The organism is Rhizocola hellebori (assembly GCF_016862955.1).
GTDB lineage: Bacteria > Actinomycetota > Actinomycetes > Mycobacteriales > Micromonosporaceae > Rhizocola > Rhizocola hellebori.
Genome location: NZ_BONY01000069.1, coordinates 27828 through 48784 on the forward strand (window position 1 = coordinate 27828; position 20957 = coordinate 48784).

The window sequence follows — 20957 nt, forward strand, 5'->3', positions numbered from 1 at the left end:
TCTTACCCGTTACACCACGAGGGTTGCGGCGCGGGCGGCCAAGCCAAACCCGACCACCAGCACCAGAGCCCCGGTGGCGTAGGGCGCGGCCGGAGCGAGCCGGGTCAGCACCTGGAAGCGGTGACTGATCCGGTCGCGGACCTTGAGCAGGACGAGCCCGGCGGCGGTGAGGGTCGCCGCCATCCCCAGCCCGTAGGCGAGCACGAGCATGATGCCGAATCCGGTGCGGCCCAACGCAATGGCACCGAGCAACACGATGAGCGCGGACGGGCTGGGCACCAGCCCACCGGCGATCCCCAGCGCGGCCAAGGCAAACCGGCGCTTCCGGACTCCACCGGCACCCCCGTCGACCGGGTCGTGCCGGTGCCCCTTGCCGAACACGCCACCACCGTCATGCCGATGGAAATGCCCGTGGTGGTGATGCGGCCGCCCCGCATGGCGATGTGCGGCATGGTCGTGCGTCACGTGCTCGCCGCCAGCCTGGCGATGCGCGGCCTGGTGGTGCACCGCGTGGTCGTGGGGCGCGTGGTCGTGGGGCGCGTGGTGGTGCACCGCGTGGTCGTGGGGCGCGTGGTGATGGGGCGCGTGGTGATGGCGGGTGCGGCGGCGGTGGCGTAGGGCGGTGATGAGCATGGCTAGGCCTACGGCGGTGACCAGGGTTCCGCTGGCGATGCCGAGCCAGCCGAGGACCGATTCACCGGCCAGGCTTGAGGCGCCGGTGAGGAGGAGGCCGAGGGCCAGGACGCCGCCGGTGTGGGTGGCGGTGACGGTGGCGCCTACCAGGAGGGCGTCTCGGGGGCGTCCGGCGCGGCCCGCCAGATAGATGGCCATGACGGTTTTGCCGTGTCCGGGCAGGAGGGCGTGGCCTGCGCCGAGGACCATGGCCAGCAGCACGGCGAGCAGGCCGACCAGTGGGGTCAGGGTTCGGTCGCCCACGGTGTTCTGCAGCCAGCTTTCGGCTCGGGCGAAGATGCCGGGCTGGGTGCCGGCGGCCTGGGCGGTGGGGGCGTAGGCGGAGGTGCCCGGCTGACCGGTCAGATGTGCGTAGCGCACGTCGGGCGGGGAAGAGAGCAGGTCTTCGGGATAGGTGCGGAGCTGGTCGGTGGCGCTGGCCGAGGGTAGCCCGGTGACCTGAAGGCCCACGCCGGTCGCGGTCATCTCGTGCCAGCCGAGGCGGTCGGGCAGGTAGGTGTTGACGACGTCGAGCGACGCGGGACGGTCGAGCGTGGCGGGGGCGCTGAGATGGCAGGTGACATGGGTGGTTTCCAGGCCAGCCGCGCCCGGGTTGCGGGCCACGTCGGCTGAGCCGAGCGTCCAGCGCAGGGGGCGCCCGTCGACTTTGACGGTCAACTGCGCGGAAATCTCGGCGCAGGCGGGCTTGAGCTGAAGGCTGGGCAGCTCGGCCAGGTCGACGACGGCCACCGCTTCGACCCGGTCGGGGTGCAGGGTCAGCGAGACGAGCTGGTTGACCGAGAAGTTGCCCAGCGGGTGTGCGGGCAGCAGCGCCATGGTGGCGCCGAGCACGAGGCCGATCATTTCAACGACTCCTCGATGGCGCGAAGGTGGGCGTGATAGTCGCGGTTGCGGGTGCCCAGCGCGACCGCTTTCTGGGCGTAGACAAGGGCTTTGGCGTCCTGCCCGGCCAGATGCAGCGACCAGCCGAGCAGATCGGCGACGTCGCTGTGGGTACGCAGGCTCCACTCCTGTTCGCAGAAGCGCACAGCGGAGACGAAGTCGCCGCGGGCGATGGCGACTTCGGCGGCGGCGAGATGGTCGGTGCCGCCGCTCGCCGCGAGCAGGGCCAGGGCCGCGTCGGCGAGGGCCAGCTGGGCGTCGGCCGGGGCGGGCCGGCCCTGTTGGCGCAGCAGGGTGGCGTACTCGGCGAGCAGTGAGATCGATGGCCGGGTGGCGCTGAGCGCGGCGTAGAAGCCAAGGGCCGCTTCGGTTTCGCCGCGCGCGGCGAACACCCGGGCCAGCCCGAGCTGATGTCCGGCGATCCGGTATTCGGCCAGTGCGGTGGCCAGATCCCCGCCGTGCCAGGCGAGGTCGCCGAGCTGTTGGTGGACGAAAAGGGCGTTGCTGCCGTAGGCGTCGGCCAGTGCCCGGCGCCACAGGGCGCGGGATTCGTCGACGTGGCCGTGCTGTTCGGCGTCGTAGGCGGCGCGGGACAGAGCTGGCAGTCCCGGGTCGAGGTCGAGCATCCGCTGCACGGCTTCGCTGGCTTCCTGCGAGCGGCCCAGCTGGGTCAGGGCATCGACGAGGACGCCGTAGGCGGTGGCGCTGGCCGGGTTCACGGTCAGTGCCTGCCGGGCCAGGCCTTCGGCGGTGGCGAAATCGTGCCGGGCGTTGGCCAGCGCGCCCAGACCGGTCAGCGCGGCGTCGTTGGGGCGCAGGGTGTGCGACTTGTTCAGCGCGGCGTCGGCCCGATGGTAGAAGCTGGGATCGCCGGTGATGCGCGCTTGTTCCACATAGGACGATCCGAGCGCGGCCCAGGTCTGCCAGTCTCCGGGAACCGCTTTGAGCCGCTGCTGGGCGCGGTCTATGGACAGGGTCAGCGGATCGACGGCGTTGGCCGGCTGTGCCTGGTACCCAGAAAATTTGAAACCGAACGCGCCGCTCAGCAGGAGCAGCGCGGCGGCCGTGAGGACCACGGCCGCTGCGCGCTTCATCATTTCTCAGCCCTCCGAGGGCCGGCGGCGACGCCACCAGCCGAAGAAGAGCAGCAGCCCGAGGCCACCGGCGAAGCAGGCGGACAGGATGGCCACGGTGTCGCTGGGCATGCCCATGACGGTGGAGGCCTTGGGTGCCAGCGAGGGGGTCGCGGTGGGGTCCGCGCCGCTTGCCGATCCGCTCATGCGGGTGGTGTTGGGAAGGGCCACATAGGGGAAGGTGTCGCCGAAGTCGGCATCGTTGGCGTCCACCTTGTCCCCGGCCGCCAGCGCCTCGACCAGCTGCCCGGTCAGGGCCGCGCCTTCCACGGCCTGCAGCGAGATGTCGACGACGTCGTCGCTCAGGCGCCGGCCGTTGGGGTAGCCCTGCAGGTCGCCGCCGATGACGCCGAGCCGGTTGGGGGTGGCGCTCTGCGGCACGGTCAGGTTGAGGCGCAACATTTCCGACGGCTGGAACTTGTTCGGGTCGACGTCGGCGTTGTTGAGCTGCGAGTTGAGGTCGGCCTTGATGGGGGAGTTGGGCGCTTTGGTGGTGATGCCGGTCAGGAAGATCTCGACAAGGTCGTTGCGCGGGGTGGCCGGGGCGGGCAGGTTGTAGATGGCCTGCAGCAGCTTGGGCACCTCGGGGTCGGTGACCCTGGCGACGATCTGCGGGTTCTTGGCGTCCTGGTCGGGGCGGGAGCCGTTAAAGGCGTCCTTGAGGCCGGCCGGGACCACGACCTCGTTGACCAGCGCGTTGCCCAGCCGGGAGACCTGGACACCGTCCGCGCCGGGCGTGTTGCCGACCCGGCCGGACATGCGCACCGGGTTGCGTTCGGTGGTGGTCCAGATGCCGATCACGGGGTTGCGGGTGGCGTCCTCCTTGAGCGCGACGTCCTTGAACGGGACCTCCAGGGCGATCGTGTTGACGTTGTACCCGGCGAGGGTGTCCAGGCCGGTCTCGGAAAGGTCACCGCCGTAGACGTAGTCGAAGACGCGTAGGTCGAGGAAGAACGGGTCGTCGGCTTGTCCGGCGAAGGTGCGCCAGCCGCCGGGCAGGGTGACCGTGGCCTGGTTGCGAAGCGTCGCATAGTCGGGCATCGAGGCGTTGCCGACGCGTGAGGGCGCGACGGGCTGGGCGGTGGCGCGCACCTTGTACGGCTGGCCGCCGAAGGAGGAGGAAAGGTCGTAGGTCTGGCGGAAGAGCAGGTTCTCGTCGTCGAGCGAGGTGACCGGGCCGTTGTTGTACAGGAACGTGTTGGTGCCCCGCTTGTCGATGTTGTTGAAGGTGTACCGGAAGCGGGCGTCGGCCTTGGCGTCGCCATCGCTGTCCACGTTGATGTAGTAGGCGGCGTCGGTGGCGAAGGGATAGAAGTTGGGCCCACCGTCGGGCGCGGAGAAGGGCGCGAAGTTGGCGATGAAGGTGACGAATCCGGGTCGGTCCGGGCTGACGAAGGCGTAGAGGTCGGTGTTGTCGACGGCGGGGTCGCCGGCGATCAACGGGGCCTCCCGGTGGCTTGAGGCCACCGAGCCGGTTGGTCCCAAAGCGGTGAACGCTGCCAGGGCGGCGGCCGCGCAGATGATGAATGGCTTTCTCATGCCCCTGGTTCGGGGCTGTCAGCGTTGATGATGGGCGGCTGTCAGGTTGCCGTCTCAGACCCATCCGCATCGTCGGCAGCTTCGAAGCTCAAGATTGCGTCGATGAGCTCGGCCAGGTCGATGTCTTTTCGGGTGACACCGCCCTCGGAGTGGGTGGAGATGACAAAAGTCAAGGTGCGCCAACGGATGTCGATGTCGGGATGGTGGTCCATGGCCTCGGCCACTGCGGCCACCCGGTCGACGGTCTCGATCGCTTGCGGGAAGCTTTCCAGCTCGACCGTGCGCTTGATGGCCTTGAGGTCACCGGACCAGCCGTCGAGTGCCTGCAGCGCTTCGGCCAGCTGTGCCGCGTCAAGAAGTGCCATGCCAATAAGGCTAGCAAGAAGGGTCGGATTCACGACCTCGGAAGTGGTTATCCTAGGCGACATCGATAATGCTCAAGCCGTCCCTCTTCCGGTCGATTGCGGGCGTCATCGTGCCATCCCCGGCCTCCCGCCGCTGCTGGAGCAGCAGGTCATGACCGCTTTGCGGAGTCGCATAGGATACTGCAACTAGTTAGGCATGTGAACATCTATAAATTGAAGAAGCTTATCCATAGCATCTCCTCAATTGCCCATGAGCTTCCCGCCTGGTCACGCCACAAGCGCCCACCAGGCGAATTGGCTCGCGGAACGAAGGGGAGGTAAGGATGGTAATTCCAGGGATCCTGCGCAATCGCTGGGTCGGGCTGGGATTCGCGGCAGTACTTGCAGCGAGTTCCGCGGCCTTGGGTTCGGCGGCGAGCGCGGCTCCTGCTGAGGGAACAATCCTTCAGGCCGGCGGGGCGACCGCCGTCGAGGGCTCGTATGTGGTGGTGCTCAAGGACTCCGTGTCCGCCGGCGCCATCGACACCGAGGCCGCCAAGCTCGCGTCGAAGCACAGCGGGGCGGTCGGGCACACGTACCGGCACGCGCTGCACGGTTTCGAATTGCGAATCTCGGAAGCGGCGGCACGCCAGATCGCGGCCCTGCCGCAGGTCAAATATGTGCAGCAGAACCACCAGGTCACCATCTTCGGCACGCAGTCGCCGGTGCCGTCGTGGGGTCTGGACCGGGTCGACCAGCGGGCGTTGCCGCTGAACAACTCGTTCACCTACCCGAACACCGCCTCGGGCGTGCGGGCTTACATCATCGACACCGGTATCCGTACCACGCACACCGACTTCGGTGGCCGCGCGGTGTGGGGCACCAACACCACTGGCGATGGCAACAACACCGACTGCCACGGCCACGGCACTCACGTCGCGGGCACGGTGGGCGGCAACTCGTTCGGCTTGGCCAAGGGCGTTTCGCTTACCGCGGTCAAGGTGCTCAACTGCGCCGGTTCGGGTACCAACGCCGGTGTCATCGCGGGTATCGACTGGGTGACCGCAGACCACGCCGCCGGCGCGCCGGCCGTGGCGAACATGTCACTTGGCGGCGGCTTCGACCAGGCCACCAACGACGCGGTGACCCGTTCCATCGCCGACGGCGTCGTCTACGCGGTCGCCGCCGGAAATGACAGCGGCGCCAACGCCTGCAACGTTTCCCCGGCTTCGACCCCGAACGCGATCACCGTGGGCTCGACGACGACGACGGACGCCCGGTCGTCTTTCTCCAACATTGGTACTTGTCTTGACATTTTCGCTCCAGGTAGCAGCATCACTTCGGCGTGGAACACCAACGACACGGCCACCAACACCATCAGCGGCACATCGATGGCCACCCCGCACGTGGTCGGCGCCGCCGCCCTGGTGCTGGGCACCACCCCCGGCCTGACCCCGCTGCAGGTGCGCGACTTCCTGGTGAACAACGCCACCAACGGCGTGGTCACCGATCCCGGTACGGGTTCACCGAACAAGCTGCTCTTCGTCGTCAACGAGGCTCCGACACAGGACTTCTCCATCGCCGTGTCGCCGGCTTCGGGTTCGACCGACGCGGGCGGCTCGCTGTCGGCGACGGTCAGCACCACCACGACGGTGGGCGCTCCGCAGGCGGTCAGCTTGACCGCTTCCGGTGCCCCGGCCGGCGTGACCGTGTCGTTCAGCCCCGCTTCGATCAACTCGGGCGATTCGTCGACGATGTCCATCAGCACCACGGGTTCGGCGGCGGCCGGCACCTACCCGATCACCATCAACGGTGACGGCGCGGTGGCCGACCACGCGACGACCTTCTCGCTGACCATCAACGGTGCGCCGGGCTGCTCGGGGACTAACCCGACCGACGTGTCGATCCCGGACCTGTCGACGGTGGAAAGCTCCATCACCATCTCGGGTTGCACGGGCAACGGGTCGGCGACCTCCACGGTCGCGGTGTCCATCGTGCACACCTACATCGGTGACCTGGTGGTCTCGCTGATCGCTCCGGACGGCAGCGCCTATGTGCTGCACAACCGGGCCGGCGGCAGCGCGGACAACATCGACACCACTTACACGGTGAACCTTTCCAGCGAGGCCAGCAACGGCACCTGGCGGCTTCGGGTGCAGGACGCGGCCGCGGCCGACATCGGCTTCATCAACACCTGGACGCTGAACCTTGGCGGCGGCGGCAGCCCGGGCTGCTCGGGCACCAATGGCACCGATGTGACGATCCCCGATCTGAGCACGGTGAACAGCGCGATCATGCTGTCGGGTTGCACCGGCAACGCGTCGTCGACCAGCCAGGTGACGGTGGCGATCGTGCACACCTACATCGGTGACCTGGTGGTCTCGCTGATCGCTCCGGATGGCAGCGCCTATGTGCTGCACAACCGGGCCGGCGGCAGCGCGGACAACATCAACACCACTTACACGGTGAACCTGTCGAGCGAGGCTCGTAACGGTACCTGGACCCTGCGGGTGCAGGACGCCGCTTCGCTGGACACCGGCTTCATCAACAGCTGGACACTTGCCCTGTAAATCAAGGCAATCACATGGTTGATTGTGGAGCCGGGCTTCCGGCTCCACAATCAACGCCATGCGACCGTTGTTGCTCGTCATTCGCACGGGGAAGCGAGAGTTCCGCGAGTACTTGCTGCGCTCAATCGCTCCGCACTATCGCGTTCACATGTTCGCCGTGGCCGCTCCGTCCTGGGAGCTGGACTACGTCGACGGTTACACCCGGGTCGACACCGGTGACGTGGACGCCATGGTGAAGGCGGCGCAGGATCTCGACGACATCTCAGGTGTGCTGTGCTGGGATGAGGCCCGCATTCCGCATGCGGCCGAGCTGGCCAAGGCCCTGGATCTGCCCGGCGACCCGGCCTCCATCGCGCGTTGCCGCGACAAACAGCTGACCAGGCAAGCACTTGCGGCCGCGGGGGTGCCCCAGCCGGGTTCGCGCCAGGTGGACGATGTGGGGCAGGCGCTGGAGGCGGCGCACCATTTCGGCTATCCCGTCATCATCAAACCCACCGATCTGGCGGTCAGCGCCGGGGTGATGAGGGTGGGCGACGACGAGCAGATGGTGTCGGCTTTCGAGTATGTCAGCGGCCTCAAGCATGGCGGCATCCCCGGCTGGAAGCCGACCATCCTGGTGGAGGAGTGCGCGCAGGGCAAGGAAATCAGCATCGACACCGCGGTGCACCGCGGCGACATCTACCCGCTTTGCTTGGCGCACAAGGAAATTGGCTATGCGCCCTACTGCATCGAGGTGGGGCACCACGTTCAGGCCGATGAGCCGCTGCTGCACGACCCGGAGCTGTTGGGTTTGTTGCAGGACATCCACCGTGCCCTCGGCTTCACCGACGGGGTCACCCACACCGAGATCATGCTGACCGCCGACGGCCCCAAGGTGATCGAGGTCAACGGCCGCCTCGGCGGGGATGTGATTCCCTATCTGGGGTGGCAGGCCACCGGGGTGGACACCGCGCTGGCCGCGGCGGCGGTGGCGTGCGGGAATCCGCCGCAGGTGGTGCACGACCGCAATCTGGTGGCGGCGGTGCGGTTCTTCTACCCGGCCGCCGAGGACACCGTCATGCGGTCGATCCGCTTCGACTTCGGGCCGCAGGGCGCGCCGCCGGCAGTGGACCAGCTGGCAGTGCTGCCCAAGATCGGCTCGGTGAAGTCGCCGCCGCCCAAGGGCACGGTGGCCGGGCGGATAGCTTTCGCCACCGCGGTCGGGCAAAGCCTGCACGATTGCCGCCTTGCCCTGGACGCGGCGGAGAAAGCCTTACTTGTCAACGAAGACTAGTAACCCAGGCGCTCGACAAGGCCGGGCCAGCGTTGTTCGATGAGTTTGAGGTGCTCGGGGGTGAGGTGGTTCTCCCAGTCTCCGGCCACCCCTTTGCGGTAGTGGTTGTTCTCGTCGACCTCGCCTGGTTTGCGTTTGGAGCCGGACAGGCGGGTGAACGAGTAGCGGTCCAGCACTACGGGCAGGTAGGCGGGAGGCAAGGCCCGCAACGGAACCCGGGGCAGCACCTTGCGCATGTGCTTGGCCAGCTTCGGTTTTTGGCGGCGCGGGGCGAGGTTCCAGGTGACCGCGGACATCTTGCCCGGCCCGTCGCTGCCGAGCATTTCGTAGTGGGTGAACAGTTTTACCCACATCTGCTCGGGCTGGGCGATCATGTCTTCCATCCGCACTTCGAGGATGCTGGGGTCGTGGTAGTCCCATGACGCCATGGGTTCCAGGAACAGGTTGCTGAACTCGATCTCCTCGGCCAGGCCGGCGTCCTTGTCCAGCTCCAGCAGCCGTTTGCGGTGGGTGATCAGCTCGGGCCAGGCGACGCCGCCGAAGACCTCGGGGTGGCTGTTGCGGTGGCTGAAGTAGCCGGAGACGATGATGTCGCGCGGGTCGCGGATCAGGTGCACTGCCTTCATCGGCGGCAGGGTCTCGATGTCCTTGCGAAATGGGCGGGTCATGATGAGGATGTCGGGCTTCTTGTCGCGGACCATGTCACCGAGGGTGGGGTAGCCGGCCCACTGCTCCTCCACGTGCACGGTGATGATGTTCAGGTCCAGGACCGCCGCGGCCTCGTGAATGATGTTTCTGGCCCAGGTCGAGGCCGACTTGTGACGGCCGAAGAAAGCGCGAAGCATGCGAACATTTTAATTGTTTAGAAGGGTCGCGGGACCGGCCGACTAGTCGGTTCTCAGCGCCACCACCGGATCGAGCTTGCCGGCGCGCTGGGCTGGCACGACACCGAAGATGATGCCGACGCCGGCGGAGACGCCGAAGGCGAGCGCCATCGACCACCAGGTGACCGTTGCCGGGACGGGGCTCAGCGCCGCCGCGGTGAGCGCCGCCGCCACGCCCAGCGCCATTCCGGCGACGCCGCCGACCGTGGTCAGCAGCACGGCTTCGAGAAGGAATTGCAGGCTTATGTCGCGGGGCCTGGCCCCGACCGCTTTGCGCAGGCCGATTTCGCGGGTGCGCTCCCGGACCGATACCAGCATGATGTTGGAGACGCCGACCCCGCCGACCAGCAGCGAGATCCCGGCGATGGCGGCCAGCACGGTGGTGAGGATGCCCAGAATGTCGCCGAGCACGCCCAGGATCTGCTCCTGGGTCACCGCGCTGAACTGGGTTTCCGGGTGCCGGCGCGACAGCTCCCGGGTCAGTTCGGCGGCCAGCTCGGGGATGCCGGCGCGGTCGGGCGCCTTCACGGCGAAGGCGTCGACGCGGCCGGTGCCGAACAGGCGTTGTGCGGTGGTGATGGGCATGTGTACTTCGTTGTCCCGGTCGACGCCGAGGCTCTGCCCGAGCGGGGCGAAGACGCCGACCACCCGGAAGCGCACTCCCGCGATGGTGACCTGCTGGCCGACCGCGTCTCGGTCGCCGAACAGGGACCGGGCCACCTTCGAGCCCAGCACCGCGACCCGCCGTGCGGTGTCCACGTCGGTGCGGGTCAGGTAGCTTCCGGTGCGCAGGTCGCGCAGGAACACCTTGGGCGTGGACTCCATCACCCCGTTGACGGTGACGAAGGCGGAGGCGTTGCCCGCGCGCACGGTTTCGCCGGAGGTCAGCGAGGCGGTGACCCGGTCGCGATCGCCGACGATTTTCACCACCGCGTCCAGGTCGCTGTTGTCCATGCGGGAAACCGTTGGTGCGGCGGCGAAGTTCACCTCGCCGGGCAGCACGATCAGCAGATTGGAGCCGAGCCCTTCGACCTGTGCCTCAACCGTGTTCTTGGTCCCCGTTCCCAGCGCCACCAGCACCACCACGGCACCGACCCCGATGACCATGCCGAGCATGGTCAGCCCGCTGCGCATTCTGTTGGCGCGCAAGGCATCCAATGCCACCCGCCACGCCTCGGCCAGCCTCATCCGGTTACCACCAAACCGTCGCGCATCGTGATTTTGGTACGGGCCCGCGCGGCCACGTCGAGGTCGTGGGTGACGATGACCAGGGCCACCCCCGACTCGCGGTTGAGTTCTTCGAGCAGGTCGAGCACGGCGACACCGGTTTTGGTGTCGAGGTTGCCGGTCGGCTCGTCGGCCAGCAGCACCTTCGGCTCGGTGACCAGGGCCCGCGCGATCGCGACGCGCTGCTGTTCACCGCCGGACATCTGGTTGGGGCGGTGGCTTTTGCGATGCCCGAGCCCGACGCGGTCCAGGGTGGCCGCGGCTTTGGCCCGCCGGTCGCGCGCGTTCAAACCCCTGTACACCAAGGGAAGCGCGACGTTGTCCAGGGCGGTGGTGCGGGGCAGTAGATGGAAGGACTGGAACACGAAGCCGATGGTCTCGTTGCGCAGCTTGGCCATCTCCGGCGCGGTCAGGGTCGCCACATCGCGGCCGTCGATGAGCAGCCGCCCGCTGGTCGGCCTGTCCAGCGCCCCCAGCAGATGCATGAGGGTGGACTTGCCCGACCCGCTGGGGCCGATGATGGCGACATAGTCGCCGGCCGCGATGGTCAGCGACACCCCGCGCAGCGCGGCGACGCTGACTCCGTCGAGCTGGTAGCTGCGTTCCACCTGCTCCACTTCGATCACGGCAGGTCGCTGCCTTCGCTGACGCGGTCGGCGCCCCGCACGACGATCCACTCGCCCTGGCGCAGGCCGTCGGCGATCTGCAGCACGTCACGGCCGGAGACGCCTACCTTGACGCGTCTCTTCTGTGCTTTGTTGGCTTCGCTGCGTACCCAGACGGTGTCTTGACCGTCCACGTTGAACACGGCTGCGGCTGGTACCGAAATAGTGTTCGAAGCTTCTCTGACCTTGAGCCGGACCAGGGCGCTCATGCCGGGCCGGGGTGTCACCGCGCCCGGCGTGAGGATCAGGTGCACCTTGTAGGCCACCGCGCCCCGGCTGTTGGAGGTGGGCAGCACGTCGATGGCGGTGACGCTGGCGGTCAGCGTGGTACCGGGCGCGGCGTCGAGCTCGGCGTCGGCGGCCAGCCCCGGGCTGACCAGCAGCACATCGGTTTCGTCGACCTCGGCGACCAGGCCCAGCTCGGAGACGTCGACGATGGTGAGGATCGCGGTGCCCGCGCTGACCGGTGCTCCCACGGCGACGGTGCTGGCCACGCCCGGCATCGGGCCGGCGGCCGGTGCCGCGGGCAGGCCGCCGGACAGCCCGCCCAGCAGGCTGGTCAGGTCGGTGGGTGTGGCCGAGCCGCCGGAGGTGCCGCCCAGCTGCACCACTCCGGCGATGGGGGCGGTCAGGGTCAAGGCGTCCACTGTGGACTTGGCCAGGTCGTAGGCCTGCTGTGCCTGCATCACCTGGGCCGCGCCCAGCGCCTTGAGCCCGCTGGTCAGCGAGGCGATGCCTTTTTCCACCGCTTTGATGGTCTGCCAGGTGCCCTGCGACACGGTGGCGTAGTGGGCCTCGGCCTGCGCGATCTCGGCCAGCGCGGTGTCGCGGTGGGCCGGGTCGGCGATGGTCTGCGCGGCGGCGCGGGCCTCGGCGAACGCTTTGGCGGCGGCCTGGTCGAGCTTGGTCTGCGCGCCGCCGAGGTTGACCTTGCCGCCGCCGGAGCCGGAGCTTTTCGCCGCCGCGAGCGCCTCGGTTGCCTGGGTCAGCCTGGCCTGCGCCTCTGGGGAGTCCACCACGGCCACCGTCTGTCCTTTTGCGACGGTGCTGCCAGGCTTGACGCTAAGGGAGGCAAGGGTTCCGTTGGCCGGTGCGGTGAGCGCCGTCGCCGCCCGGGCGGTCACCGACGCGGGCGCCTCCACCACCTCACTGACCGTGCCGAGGCCGACCTGCGCCACGGTGACATCGGGGGCGTCTTCACAGGAGGCCGCGGTCAGGGAGAGGGTGAGCAGGACAGCGGAAAGCAGTACGAGGGGGCGCACCCGGCCGATGTTACCGGTGCGTCACCGTCCGCGTACCTCGAGCGTGCCCAACAGCTCGGCGGTCGCGGCGGCGATGATTTCCACCGCCCGGTCGAAGGCTTCGGCGTTGTGCGGTGCGGGTTTGCGGAAACCCGACACTTTCCGCACATACTGCAACGCCGCAGCGTGGAAGTCCTCCTCGGTGACCACTTCTTCGAAGGGCGGGCGCAATGTCTTGATGGATCTGCACATGTTCCCCATTATTCCCTGCATGCAACCAGATGGTCTTGCCGCTACCAATCCCATGGCCGAATCGGCCAAAGGGTGGCACAACATACAACTCGCCGTAATGGGTTTCATCGGTCTGTGCGGCGTCCTGTCCATGGGCCAGACCCCAGATGGCCCGCAATGGCTGGAATGGTGGTCGGCAGGCATGGCGGGGCTAGCCTTCGTCTCTTCGCTGCTTTCCACCTGGATGGTCGGCAGCGTCGCGTTTCCCCTCTACGGATTCACCACCCCCGGTGAGGCCATGCCCGCCAGCGCCCCCGGGCGGCTGCGCGGCGGCATCGTCATGACCTTCCTGTCCATCGTCGCGATGGTGCTAGCCAGCGTTTCCGGCTGGTGGCCGTCCAGCGCCGGCGACGGCAAGGTCGAGCTCAAGGACGCCCGCGGCGGCGTCGCCTGCGGTGAGATGGTCGACGGCGCCCCGGCCGGAACGGTTTGGCTGCAGACCTCCGACCGCCTGCTGAAAATCGAGATAGGCGCGATTTCCCAGATGTCCCCGGTTTCCTCCTGCTGACCGCTTTTTCCTTGATACGCGGGCCCGTCGTGGTTGCTCGCCGTATCTCCCGGCGAGGTCAAGGCCCGTGCGTGGTCACCGACCCGCACGGGCTGGCCGATCCGGGTCAGCCGCCGCTTTCGAGGTAGGCCAGCACGGCGCGGACCCGGCGATGGTCGTCGCCGGTGGCGTCGAGTTTGAGTTTGGCGAAAATACTGTTGATGTGCTTGGCGACCGCCGCCTCGGAGACCACCAGCTCCCGCGCGATGGCCTGGTTGGCCTTGCCGCCCGCCATGTGCCCAAGCACCTCCCGCTCCCGCGGGGTGAGCTGTGCCAGGGGATCGCGGCGGCGGGAGAGCAGCTGGGTGACGACCTCCGGATCGATGACACATCCGCCGGCGGCCACCTGTTCGAGGGCGCCCACGAAGTCGGCGACCTGGCCGATGCGGTCTTTGAGCAGGTATCCCACGCCACCGGCGGCGGAGGAGGCGAGCAGGGTGGCGGCGTAGGCGTGGGCCGTGTACTGGCTCAGCACCAGCACCGGCAACCCCGGATGGCGTTGGCGTAGCTCGATGGCGGCCCGCAGGCCCTCGTCGGTATGGGTGGGGGGCATCCGGACATCGGTGACGATGATGTCCGGGCGGTCGCGCTGCACCGCGGCGCGCAGCCCGGGCGCGTCCTGCGCGGTGGCGATCACCTGATGGCCGAAGCGGTCCAGCAGCTGCGCCAGCCCTTCGCGCAGCAGGACGGCGTCCTCGGCTATCACGACGCGGAGCACGGCAGCTCCAGGTGGACGACCGTCGGCCCGCCCAGCGGGCTGGACAGGGTGAGCACGCCGTCGATGGCGGCGACCCGTTCGGCCAGCCCGGCCAGGCCCGCGCCGCCGGCCGGGTCGGCGCCGCCCAAGCCGTCGTCGCTGACCTCGACGACAAGCCTGGACCCGGACAGCCGGCCGCTGATGGCGATCTGGGCGGCACCGGCATGCTTGGCCACATTGGTCAGTGCCTCGGCGACCACGAAGTAGGCGGTGGACTCCACTGTGGACGGTAGCCGCCGCGCAAGCGCGAACTCCACCGTGGCCGGCACCGCAGATCGATCGGCGAGCTCGGTGATCGCCGCGGGCAGGCCGTGATCGGTGAGCACCTGCGGGTGGATTCCGCGCACCAGCTCCCGCAGCTCCCGCAGGGCGGCCTGGGCCTGTTCGCCGGCCTTGGTCACCAGGTCCCGCGCCGCCTGCGGGCCGGACTGCAGCTCGTAGGCGGCCCACCCGAGCGTGACGCTGAGGCCCACCAGGCGTTGCTGCGCGCCGTCGTGCAGATCCCGCTCGATCTGGCGGCGCTGCGCCTCGAACACGTCGACAAGCCGGGCCCGGGACCGGGTCAGATCCTGTACCTGCTGCTCGATCTGCCCGCCGAGCAGGCCGCTGACCAGGGTGGCCTGCGCGGTGGCGAGCAGCGTCGCCAGGATCAGCCCGATGATCAGCAGCGCCACGAAGCCGATGCTGGCCACCCACCGGCCGTCGAAGAAGGGCCAGATGAAGGCGGCGTAGGCCGGGGCGGCCACGGCGGCGACCGCGGCCAGATCCACCACCAAGACGACGGTGGCCAGCAGCACCGCATAGGCGAAGGCGCGCCAGGTGGCCGGCTCGGCATAGCGTAGGCGCAGCCAGGCGGCCAACCCGGGTTGCCGGGGTTGGCGATGGGGGCTGGGCGGCACCGGCCGGCCGAGGAGAGCCAGCCGGCGTCTCTCCAGAGCGGCAAGCCGCGTCGCGGCCAACGGGGTGATCGGCAGCAGCACGAAAAACACCAGCGCGAAGCCGATCGCCGCCATCACGAGCACCCCCAGCACACAGCTGGTGAGCAGATAGGCCAAGGCCCGCCATGGCGCGGCCGAGCCCAGCAACCTCCTCATCACGCACACGGTACTTGGTAACGCCAGCGTTACCCCAAGACTCATGCGTGCGCTAATGCGCAGGCGTCGATGGCCGGGTTTGCTTGTGTGCCATGGTGGTTGTCGAACAGTTGCGCCGGGTCTACGGACACGGCCACAGCGCGGTGGTGGCGCTGGACGAGGTGTCCTGCGCCTTCGAAGCGGGCACGTTCACCGCGGTGATGGGCCCGTCCGGCTCGGGCAAGTCCACGCTGCTGCAATGCGCTGCCGGCCTGGACCAGCCCACTTCGGGAAAGGTCAGGCTCGGCGAGACCGACCTGGGGGCGCTGTCGGAAAACGCGCGCACCAAGCTGCGCCGGACCCGGTTCGGCTTCGTGTTCCAGGCTTTCAACCTGCTGCCCGCGCTGAGCGCGGCCCAGAACGTGGCGCTGCCGCTGCGTCTGGCCGGGCGCAAACCCCGGCCCGCCGAGGTGGCCCAGGCACTGGAAATGGTCGGGATCGCCGATCGGGCCGACCATCGGCCCAGCGAGCTTTCCGGCGGTGAGCAGCAACGGGTGGCCATCGCCCGTGCGCTGATCACCGGGCCGGACGTGGTTTTCGCCGATGAGCCCACCGGATCCCTGGACTCCGCCACCGGCCGCGAGGTGTTGCGTCTGCTGCGCGCGGTCGTCGACCAGCGCGCCCAGACGGTCGTCATGGTCACGCACGACCCGCGCGCGGCCGCCTATGCCGATCGGGTGGTCTTTCTCGCCGATGGGCGGCTGGCCGGGCAGCTGGAGCGGCCGAGCGCAGACGCGGTGGCCGCCCGGATGACCGGTTTGGAGGGGTGAGCCGTGCTGAATCTGGCTTGGCAGACTCTGCGCAGCCGCCCGTCGCGCTTCGCCGGGACCTTTGTCGCGCTGTCGCTGGGCGTGGCGCTCATCGCCGCCACCGGGCTGGTGCTCTCGTCCCAGCCCGAGGCGCCGGGCCAATCGCGTTACGCGCCTGGATCCGCCGTCATCGTCGCCAACCCCCAGCGATCCGGCATCCGGCCGTCCACAGTGGACAGTCTGCGGGGCCTGGATCCCGGCGTGACCGCCGACCGTAGTTTCGGCTTGTTTCTGGTACCGGTGCAAGCCGCGCAAGGCCACGGCTGGACCAGTGCCGGGTTCGGCCCCTACACCCTGGCCCAGGGCCACCCGCCGCGGGCCGATGACGAGATTGTCGTCGACAGCCGGATCGCCGCAGCGGGATGGACACCCGGCTCGCGGGTCCAGATCGTGACCGAGTCCGGGGCGGGAACCTATGTCGTGGCAGGGGTTACCGGCCCGGCCGGCACCGGGGAAGCGCCGGTGTTCTTCACCGACGCGCAGGCGGCGCGCCTCTCGCCGCGGGTCGACGCGGTGGTGGTGCCGGCCGGTTCGGCCGTGAGCGCCGACGCGATTCGCGCCGTCGACGCCCGCTTGCGCGTGCTCACCGGAGACGGGGTGCGCCAGGCCGAGCCCGATCCGGTTGCGGATGCCTATGAGGAATCGGCCACCCTGCTCGCACTGATGGCCGCCATCAGCGGATTCGTCTCCGTCTTCGTCGTGGCCGCCACCTTCGCGCTGTCGATCAATCAGCGCCGCCGTGAGCTGGCGCTGCTGCGCATCGTCGGCGCGACCGCCCGGCAGACCCGTCGCATGGTGATGATGGAGGCGCTCCTGGTGGGCCTTTGCGCCTGCGGGGCAGGGGCTTTGCTCGCGCTTCCGGTCGCCGAGGCGATGGTGGCGCTGTTGCGGGGCCTCGATGTCGGTCCGCCGCGGATGAATCTGGCGCTTTCCCCGGTACCCCTCATAGTGGCTGTGTTGTTGGGTTTTGTGGTCGCCTTGGCGGGGGTGTGGTTCGCGTCGAGACGCACCCGGCGGATCCGGGCAAGCGAAGCGTTGCGCCAGGCCGCTGTCGAGCCCGCACCGATGACGCTGTCGCGCTGGATCGTCGGCGTGCTGGCCACCGGCGGGGCCATCGCGATGCTCGCCGCGATGCCCGGCACCGACGTCGACGGCCGGACCTCGATCGCTCTGCTGGTCGGCCAGGTCCTGGTGATCGGGGCCGCTGCGCTGGCCCCCGCGCTGATGCGTCCCCTGATTCGCCTGCTGTGGTGGCCGTTGCGGCGCGTCGCCGACGCGACCGTGGAAGTCGCTCAGGCGAACCTGCGGGCGCAGGCCCGGCGCACCGCCTCGGTGGCCGCCCCGGTGCTGGTGATGGTCGGGGTCGCCGGGTCGTTTCTGGCCGCGACCTCAAGTCTGGAACGGTCCTCGCTCAACGAGATCGAGGCCCGCACAAGCGCGCCGGTGGTGCTGCTGCCCATCGAGGCGCCCGGCCTGACCGAAGCGGCGCTCGTCACCGCGTCCAATGTGGACGGTGTGGCCGCGGTGGCCCCGATCGCGGAAACGCACGTGTTCATCCCGGCAGGCGGCGGATTCGAGGAATACAGCACCCAGGCTTTCCCGGGCGAAGCGATCGCCGGCGGTGCGCTGCGTTTCGAGGTCCGCTCGGGGAGCCTGGCCGAATTCCGCGGCGAGGTCTTCGCGGTGTCCCAAGCCTTTGCCGCACAACGGGGCTGGCGGGTAGGGCAGGTGACCGGGATGCTGCTGGACGACGGCAGCGAGGCGAGCCTGCGGCTGGTGGCCACCGTCGACGGCGGCATCTCGGGCGGATCGGTGTTCCTGCCCGCCGACCGGGTGCGCAGGCACCTCACCGCGTGGAACATCACCCACGCGCTGATCACCGTCAAGCCCGGATCCGACCCGGGTGCGGTGCGGGAGCTGCTACAGGCAAGCCTGAACGGGCAGGCGACGGCCGTCGACCGGCACACCTGGCTCACGCTCGTCGGGCAGGCGCAGCACGAAGGCATCCGGATCGGCCTGATCGCCATCCTCGGCATGGCCGGCCTCTACACGGCCATCGCCATCGTCAACACCCTGGTCATGGCGGTCCGGGAGAGGGCTCAAGACCTTGCGCAGCTGCGCCTTGCGGGCGCGACCCGGCGTCAGGCCATGCGCATGCTGCTCTGGGAGGGCGCTCTGATCAGCGTGGCTGGAATCGTTCTCGGCGCTTTCGTGACCGCGACAACGCTGGTGGCGATGCCCCTCGCCCTTCGCACGATGAGCGCCACCGCCCAGGCGAGCCTGCCGTTGGCCGTGCTCAGCGGCATCGGCGCCGTCTGCGCCGCGCTCATTCTGGTGACCTCATTGCTTTCCGGCACGATTGCGCAGCGATCGAGGTGACCGTGGCGGGTGGGTCCGGGCCTGGTTCACCCGCCACGGCGTTCGCTGTCAGACGGTGATGCGTCCCGCCCCGGCGCCGGCCATCACACTGGCCCGCACCGCGGAGGCACTCTCCATGCTGTAGCTGTAAGGAATCCCAGCCACCGAGCCGCCACCGCTTTCAGGAGTTCCCGAACCGGTGAAGAAGTTGTTGCGCTGCAGGATGGCTCCGTCCGCGGAGTCGGCGTAACCGACCAGGGTCGGCGAGTCAACGGACTCGAAGTAGTTGCCCTCGACCAGAACGCCGGCGCCCATCGTGGAGGCCACGCCGTATTCGTTGCCGCGGTAGTAGTTGTTGTACACGTGCACCGGGTTGCCGAAGCGCACCCGCGGGTGCCGTGTTCCGGAGCCGTCGAACCAGTTGTGGTGGTAGGTAACCCGCAGGTGACCCACATCCTCACCGGCGTTGTCGTCGCTGTGCCCGAGCAGCATCGTCTTGTCGTGGTTGAACGTCCGGTTCCACGACACGGTGACGAAGTCCGAGGAGCGTTTGATGTCCACGGCGCCGTCAAAACCGTTGGTGAAGCTGTTGTGATCGACCCACACCCGCGTCGAATATTGGACGTTGATGGCATCGTCGTCCCAGTCGCGGAACGAGATGTTACGGATGATCACGTTGCTGGCGTTGGAGACGTTCAGCCCGCATCCGGCGATGGTCGCCCCCGAGTTACCGAGGATGGTCTTGTTCGACCCGACCGTGATCATGCCGGAGCAGGAAATCGTGCCGGAGACGCGCACGACGCGGGCAGTGCTGCCCGAGACCGCGCTCGACAGTGCCGACGAGCTGGTGACCGTGGTGGCGCCTGCGCTGCCGCCGCCGGTCGTGCCGCCGCCCTGAGTGGCCCAGCCGACCAGACCGGTCGTGCTGCCGCCGCCTCCGCCTCCTCCTCCACCGCCGCCGCCGCCGATCTCGATCAGCTGCCACTGCTGGTTCCATCCGCCGAGATCGGCGAACTGGGAGATGATGCCACCGTCGACGGTCGACCACTCCCACACGTCCAGCGCCTTGGCGCTGTGGCGGTTGAGGAACTTGACGAAGCCGCTGTCGGTGTCACGCACGGCGAAGTGCTGCCGGGTGGTGCCGTTGTCGGGGTTCTGCACCAGCTGGGTGCCGTCGGTGGCGTTGGGCAGCTCCAGGAACTTGCCGCTGAGCCGTGAGCGGAGTTTGTAGTATCCGCTGCCGGCGTCGACGAACTGCCACTGCTGCTGGTTACCGTCGTTGCGGGCCCACTGCACAATGGGCGCGCCGTCGGCGGTGTTGAAGTTGAACAGGTCGACTGCCTTGCCGCTGTGCCTTGACACGATGACGTACCAGGCGCTGGTGTTGATGGTGACCGCCTGGGCCGGAGCTGCGACGACGGTCAGGACTCCAGCCGAGGCGAGGAGCAGCACAGCCGTTACGGCTGTCCGCCATCTGCGCCAGGGGTGCGTGAGGTTCTGCAAGGGGACCTCCGAGGTAGCGCGCGGGACCAAGACCGGGCGTCCTGGTCCCGCACGGAGATACAGATGCGGAAAGCGCTTTCCGGAATCGAAGGTAATCCCAGCCACTAGTGGATGTCAATGAATAGCGCCAAACCTGCAACAGTTGCAGATTTGATCGTCGATTCAACAAACTAAATATAGACCCCCATGAGCTACGCATCGGGAATTGTCGGTCTTGAAACTCGCCTGCGGCTGGGCCATGATCGTGCGGTGAATCTGCCGGACCCGGTGACGAACGAGATCGGCGATGCCAGCCAGATCAAGATCTGGTTTCGGTTCGTGCCGCGCGAAGGATGGCTTCCATTCGACACCGAGGGCCTGTGGGCGACGCGCGTCGGTGCGGACACGGCCAGGATTTGCAACGTGCCCCTCCTGGCCCGCGGGGTGGCCGAGGGAGACGTGGTTCGCTACCAACTCAATAGCGACGGGCTGCGGTGGGCCGTGGGGAGGGTTGAGGCTTCGGGTAACTGCACCGTGCGGGTGTTGCCGGTCTCCAGCGGCCCGCTTGGGCGCAGCGCAGCGCGGGTTCATGAACAGTTCGTGCCGTTCGGCATGGGCAGCGAGGTGTACAGCGCTGAGCTGCCACTTGTCGCGCTGACCGTTCCGGCGGGAGCCGACTTGGCGGAGGTCAAGAAGCTTCTGATCCTTGGGCAGGACGAAGGCTGGTGGCACTTTGAGGCGTCGTGTGTGACACCGGAATGGCACCAGGCGTAGCCGCTGCCGCCACGCGTCGACTGCACAATCCCGTTCTCCCGGCAGATCCGGCCGAAGAGCACCTCTCCGCCCTTTGCCGAACCTACCGTTGAACTGCTTTCCGTTGCCGCTCAACACCTCCTTCCGGAACACCGAAGCGCACCAAGGCTTCAGCGAAAGCCAAGCAACCAGCTCGACCCGTAGCCCGGTCAACAACTTTGGCTATCACGCAGTAACGAGAATGGTCGTCAACCTCCGTGATCACATTCGCCCCGGCGCCATCGGCGAGTAGAACTCCACCGACAATGTCGTTCTGCCACAACAACATCGGCGCTTCCTACTGCCACCGCACATACTCATCCCGCCACACATCTGG

Annotated in this window: 17 protein-coding genes and 2 pseudogenes; 6 read left to right on the forward strand and 13 right to left on the reverse strand. The window is 68.3% G+C overall.

Translation table 11 applies throughout. The features are described from left to right. Window positions 1-9 precede the first annotated feature (9 nt). The 4 genes from Rhe02_RS37535 to Rhe02_RS37550 are packed head-to-tail and all read right to left on the reverse strand — an operon-like array spanning window position 10 to window position 4612. Complete coding sequence (locus Rhe02_RS37535) at window positions 10-1536, reverse strand: hypothetical protein (RefSeq protein ID WP_203913229.1); 1527 nt, start codon at window positions 1534-1536, stop codon at window positions 10-12. Then, complete coding sequence (locus Rhe02_RS37540; RefSeq protein ID WP_203913230.1) at window positions 1533-2672, reverse strand: tetratricopeptide repeat protein; 1140 nt, start codon at window positions 2670-2672, stop codon at window positions 1533-1535. The genes Rhe02_RS37535 and Rhe02_RS37540 overlap by 4 nt, the downstream gene beginning before the upstream one ends. Window positions 2673-2675: 3 nt before the next feature. After that, window positions 2676-4247, reverse strand: a complete 1572-nt coding sequence (locus tag Rhe02_RS37545) for a DUF4331 domain-containing protein (RefSeq protein WP_203913231.1) — start codon at window positions 4245-4247, stop codon at window positions 2676-2678. A 41-nt stretch (window positions 4248-4288) separates the two neighbouring features. Then, entirely contained in the window at window positions 4289-4612 is a 324-nt protein-coding gene (locus Rhe02_RS37550; RefSeq protein ID WP_203913232.1) for a 4a-hydroxytetrahydrobiopterin dehydratase, read from the reverse strand. A 323-nt stretch (window positions 4613-4935) separates the two neighbouring features. On the opposite strand from Rhe02_RS37550, the gene Rhe02_RS37555 reads away from it, so the two are divergent. Together Rhe02_RS37555 and Rhe02_RS37560 are read left to right on the forward strand one after the other, a co-directional pair. Further along, window positions 4936-7161 carry a S8 family peptidase gene (locus Rhe02_RS37555; RefSeq protein ID WP_203913233.1) on the forward strand — a complete coding sequence of 742 codons (2226 nt, stop codon included), beginning with the start codon at window positions 4936-4938 and terminating at the stop codon, window positions 7159-7161. A gap of 58 nt (window positions 7162-7219) precedes the next feature. Then, entirely contained in the window at window positions 7220-8434 is a 1215-nt protein-coding gene (locus tag Rhe02_RS37560; RefSeq protein ID WP_203913234.1) for an ATP-grasp domain-containing protein, read from the forward strand. Here Rhe02_RS37560 and Rhe02_RS37565 read toward each other — a convergent pair. The 5 genes and pseudogenes from Rhe02_RS37565 to Rhe02_RS37585 form a co-directional block, all read right to left on the reverse strand. Continuing rightward, complete coding sequence (locus tag Rhe02_RS37565; protein ID WP_203913235.1) at window positions 8431-9279, reverse strand: sulfotransferase domain-containing protein; 849 nt, start codon at window positions 9277-9279, stop codon at window positions 8431-8433. The two genes, Rhe02_RS37560 and Rhe02_RS37565, sit on opposite strands and share 4 nt — an antisense overlap. Before the next feature lie 42 nt (window positions 9280-9321). Beyond that, the gene (locus Rhe02_RS37570) at window positions 9322-10506 is read right to left on the reverse strand and encodes an ABC transporter permease (protein ID WP_203913236.1); all 1185 of its coding nucleotides are present in this window, start codon (window positions 10504-10506) and stop codon (window positions 9322-9324) included. Window positions 10507-10511: 5 nt separating this feature from the next. Beyond that, a pseudogene (locus tag Rhe02_RS37575) lies at window positions 10512-11171 on the reverse strand (ABC transporter ATP-binding protein); the annotation flags it as partial. Beyond that, on the reverse strand, window positions 11168-12472 hold the full coding sequence (locus Rhe02_RS37580; RefSeq protein WP_239124306.1) for an efflux RND transporter periplasmic adaptor subunit: 1305 nt from the start codon (window positions 12470-12472) through the stop codon (window positions 11168-11170). The pseudogene Rhe02_RS37575 and the gene Rhe02_RS37580, both read right to left, overlap by 4 nt. 21 nt (window positions 12473-12493) lie before the next feature. Further along, on the reverse strand, window positions 12494-12703 hold the full coding sequence (locus Rhe02_RS37585; protein ID WP_203913238.1) for a DUF2277 domain-containing protein: 210 nt from the start codon (window positions 12701-12703) through the stop codon (window positions 12494-12496). A 19-nt stretch (window positions 12704-12722) separates the two neighbouring features. On the opposite strand from Rhe02_RS37585, the gene Rhe02_RS37590 reads away from it, so the two are divergent. Continuing rightward, window positions 12723-13250: a hypothetical protein gene (locus Rhe02_RS37590; RefSeq protein ID WP_203913239.1), complete on the forward strand. Its 528-nt coding sequence runs from the start codon at window positions 12723-12725 to the stop codon at window positions 13248-13250. A gap of 106 nt (window positions 13251-13356) precedes the next feature. Here Rhe02_RS37590 and Rhe02_RS37595 read toward each other — a convergent pair whose 3' ends face one another. Both Rhe02_RS37595 and Rhe02_RS37600 read right to left on the reverse strand, forming a co-directional pair. Further along, entirely contained in the window at window positions 13357-14007 is a 651-nt protein-coding gene (locus tag Rhe02_RS37595; protein ID WP_203913240.1) for a response regulator, read from the reverse strand. Then, window positions 13992-15140 (reverse strand): sensor histidine kinase, encoded by a 1149-nt coding sequence (locus tag Rhe02_RS37600; protein WP_203913241.1) that lies wholly within the window; start codon window positions 15138-15140, stop codon window positions 13992-13994. Before Rhe02_RS37600 ends, Rhe02_RS37595 begins: the two co-directional genes overlap by 16 nt. A gap of 92 nt (window positions 15141-15232) precedes the next feature. Between Rhe02_RS37600 and Rhe02_RS37605 the strand changes: the two genes are divergently transcribed. Together Rhe02_RS37605 and Rhe02_RS37610 are read left to right on the forward strand one after the other, a co-directional pair. Beyond that, window positions 15233-15949 carry an ABC transporter ATP-binding protein gene (locus Rhe02_RS37605; protein ID WP_203913242.1) on the forward strand — a complete coding sequence of 239 codons (717 nt, stop codon included), beginning with the start codon at window positions 15233-15235 and terminating at the stop codon, window positions 15947-15949. Window positions 15950-15952: 3 nt separating this feature from the next. Further along, entirely contained in the window at window positions 15953-18367 is a 2415-nt protein-coding gene (locus tag Rhe02_RS37610) for an FtsX-like permease family protein (protein ID WP_203913243.1), read from the forward strand. A 48-nt stretch (window positions 18368-18415) separates the two neighbouring features. On the opposite strand, the gene Rhe02_RS37615 is transcribed toward Rhe02_RS37610, so the two are convergent. Further along, the gene (locus tag Rhe02_RS37615; RefSeq protein WP_239124307.1) at window positions 18416-19849 is read right to left on the reverse strand and encodes a pectate lyase family protein; all 1434 of its coding nucleotides are present in this window, start codon (window positions 19847-19849) and stop codon (window positions 18416-18418) included. 249 nt (window positions 19850-20098) lie between these two features. On the opposite strand from Rhe02_RS37615, the gene Rhe02_RS37620 reads away from it, so the two are divergent. Next, window positions 20099-20602 carry a DUF4265 domain-containing protein gene (locus Rhe02_RS37620; protein ID WP_239124308.1) on the forward strand — a complete coding sequence of 168 codons (504 nt, stop codon included), beginning with the start codon at window positions 20099-20101 and terminating at the stop codon, window positions 20600-20602. Here the strand turns inward: Rhe02_RS37620 and Rhe02_RS50210 are convergent. After that, window positions 20521-20957, reverse strand: a pseudogene (locus Rhe02_RS50210) (DDE-type integrase/transposase/recombinase); the annotation flags it as partial. The gene Rhe02_RS37620 and the pseudogene Rhe02_RS50210 overlap by 82 nt on opposite strands.

Bases quoted from the DNA above. Each gene is read 5' to 3' on its own strand.
- Rhe02_RS37535 (WP_203913229.1), bottom strand. From the start codon at position 1,536: ATGATCGGCCTCGTGCTCGGCGCCACCATGGCGCTGCTGCCCGCACAC.
- Rhe02_RS37540 (WP_203913230.1), bottom strand. From the start codon at position 2,672: ATGATGAAGCGCGCAGCGGCCGTGGTCCTCACGGCCGCCGCGCTGCTC.
- Rhe02_RS37545 (WP_203913231.1), bottom strand. From the start codon at position 4,247: ATGAGAAAGCCATTCATCATCTGCGCGGCCGCCGCCCTGGCAGCGTTC.
- Rhe02_RS37550 (WP_203913232.1), bottom strand. From the start codon at position 4,612: ATGGCACTTCTTGACGCGGCACAGCTGGCCGAAGCGCTGCAGGCACTC.
- Rhe02_RS37555 (WP_203913233.1), top strand. From the start codon at position 4,936: ATGGTAATTCCAGGGATCCTGCGCAATCGCTGGGTCGGGCTGGGATTC.
- Rhe02_RS37560 (WP_203913234.1), top strand. From the start codon at position 7,220: ATGCGACCGTTGTTGCTCGTCATTCGCACGGGGAAGCGAGAGTTCCGC.
- Rhe02_RS37565 (WP_203913235.1), bottom strand. From the start codon at position 9,279: ATGCTTCGCGCTTTCTTCGGCCGTCACAAGTCGGCCTCGACCTGGGCC.
- Rhe02_RS37570 (WP_203913236.1), bottom strand. From the start codon at position 10,506: ATGAGGCTGGCCGAGGCGTGGCGGGTGGCATTGGATGCCTTGCGCGCC.
- Rhe02_RS37585 (WP_203913238.1), bottom strand. From the start codon at position 12,703: ATGTGCAGATCCATCAAGACATTGCGCCCGCCCTTCGAAGAAGTGGTC.
- Rhe02_RS37590 (WP_203913239.1), top strand. From the start codon at position 12,723: ATGCAACCAGATGGTCTTGCCGCTACCAATCCCATGGCCGAATCGGCC.
- Rhe02_RS37600 (WP_203913241.1), bottom strand. From the start codon at position 15,140: ATGAGGAGGTTGCTGGGCTCGGCCGCGCCATGGCGGGCCTTGGCCTAT.
- Rhe02_RS37605 (WP_203913242.1), top strand. From the start codon at position 15,233: ATGGTGGTTGTCGAACAGTTGCGCCGGGTCTACGGACACGGCCACAGC.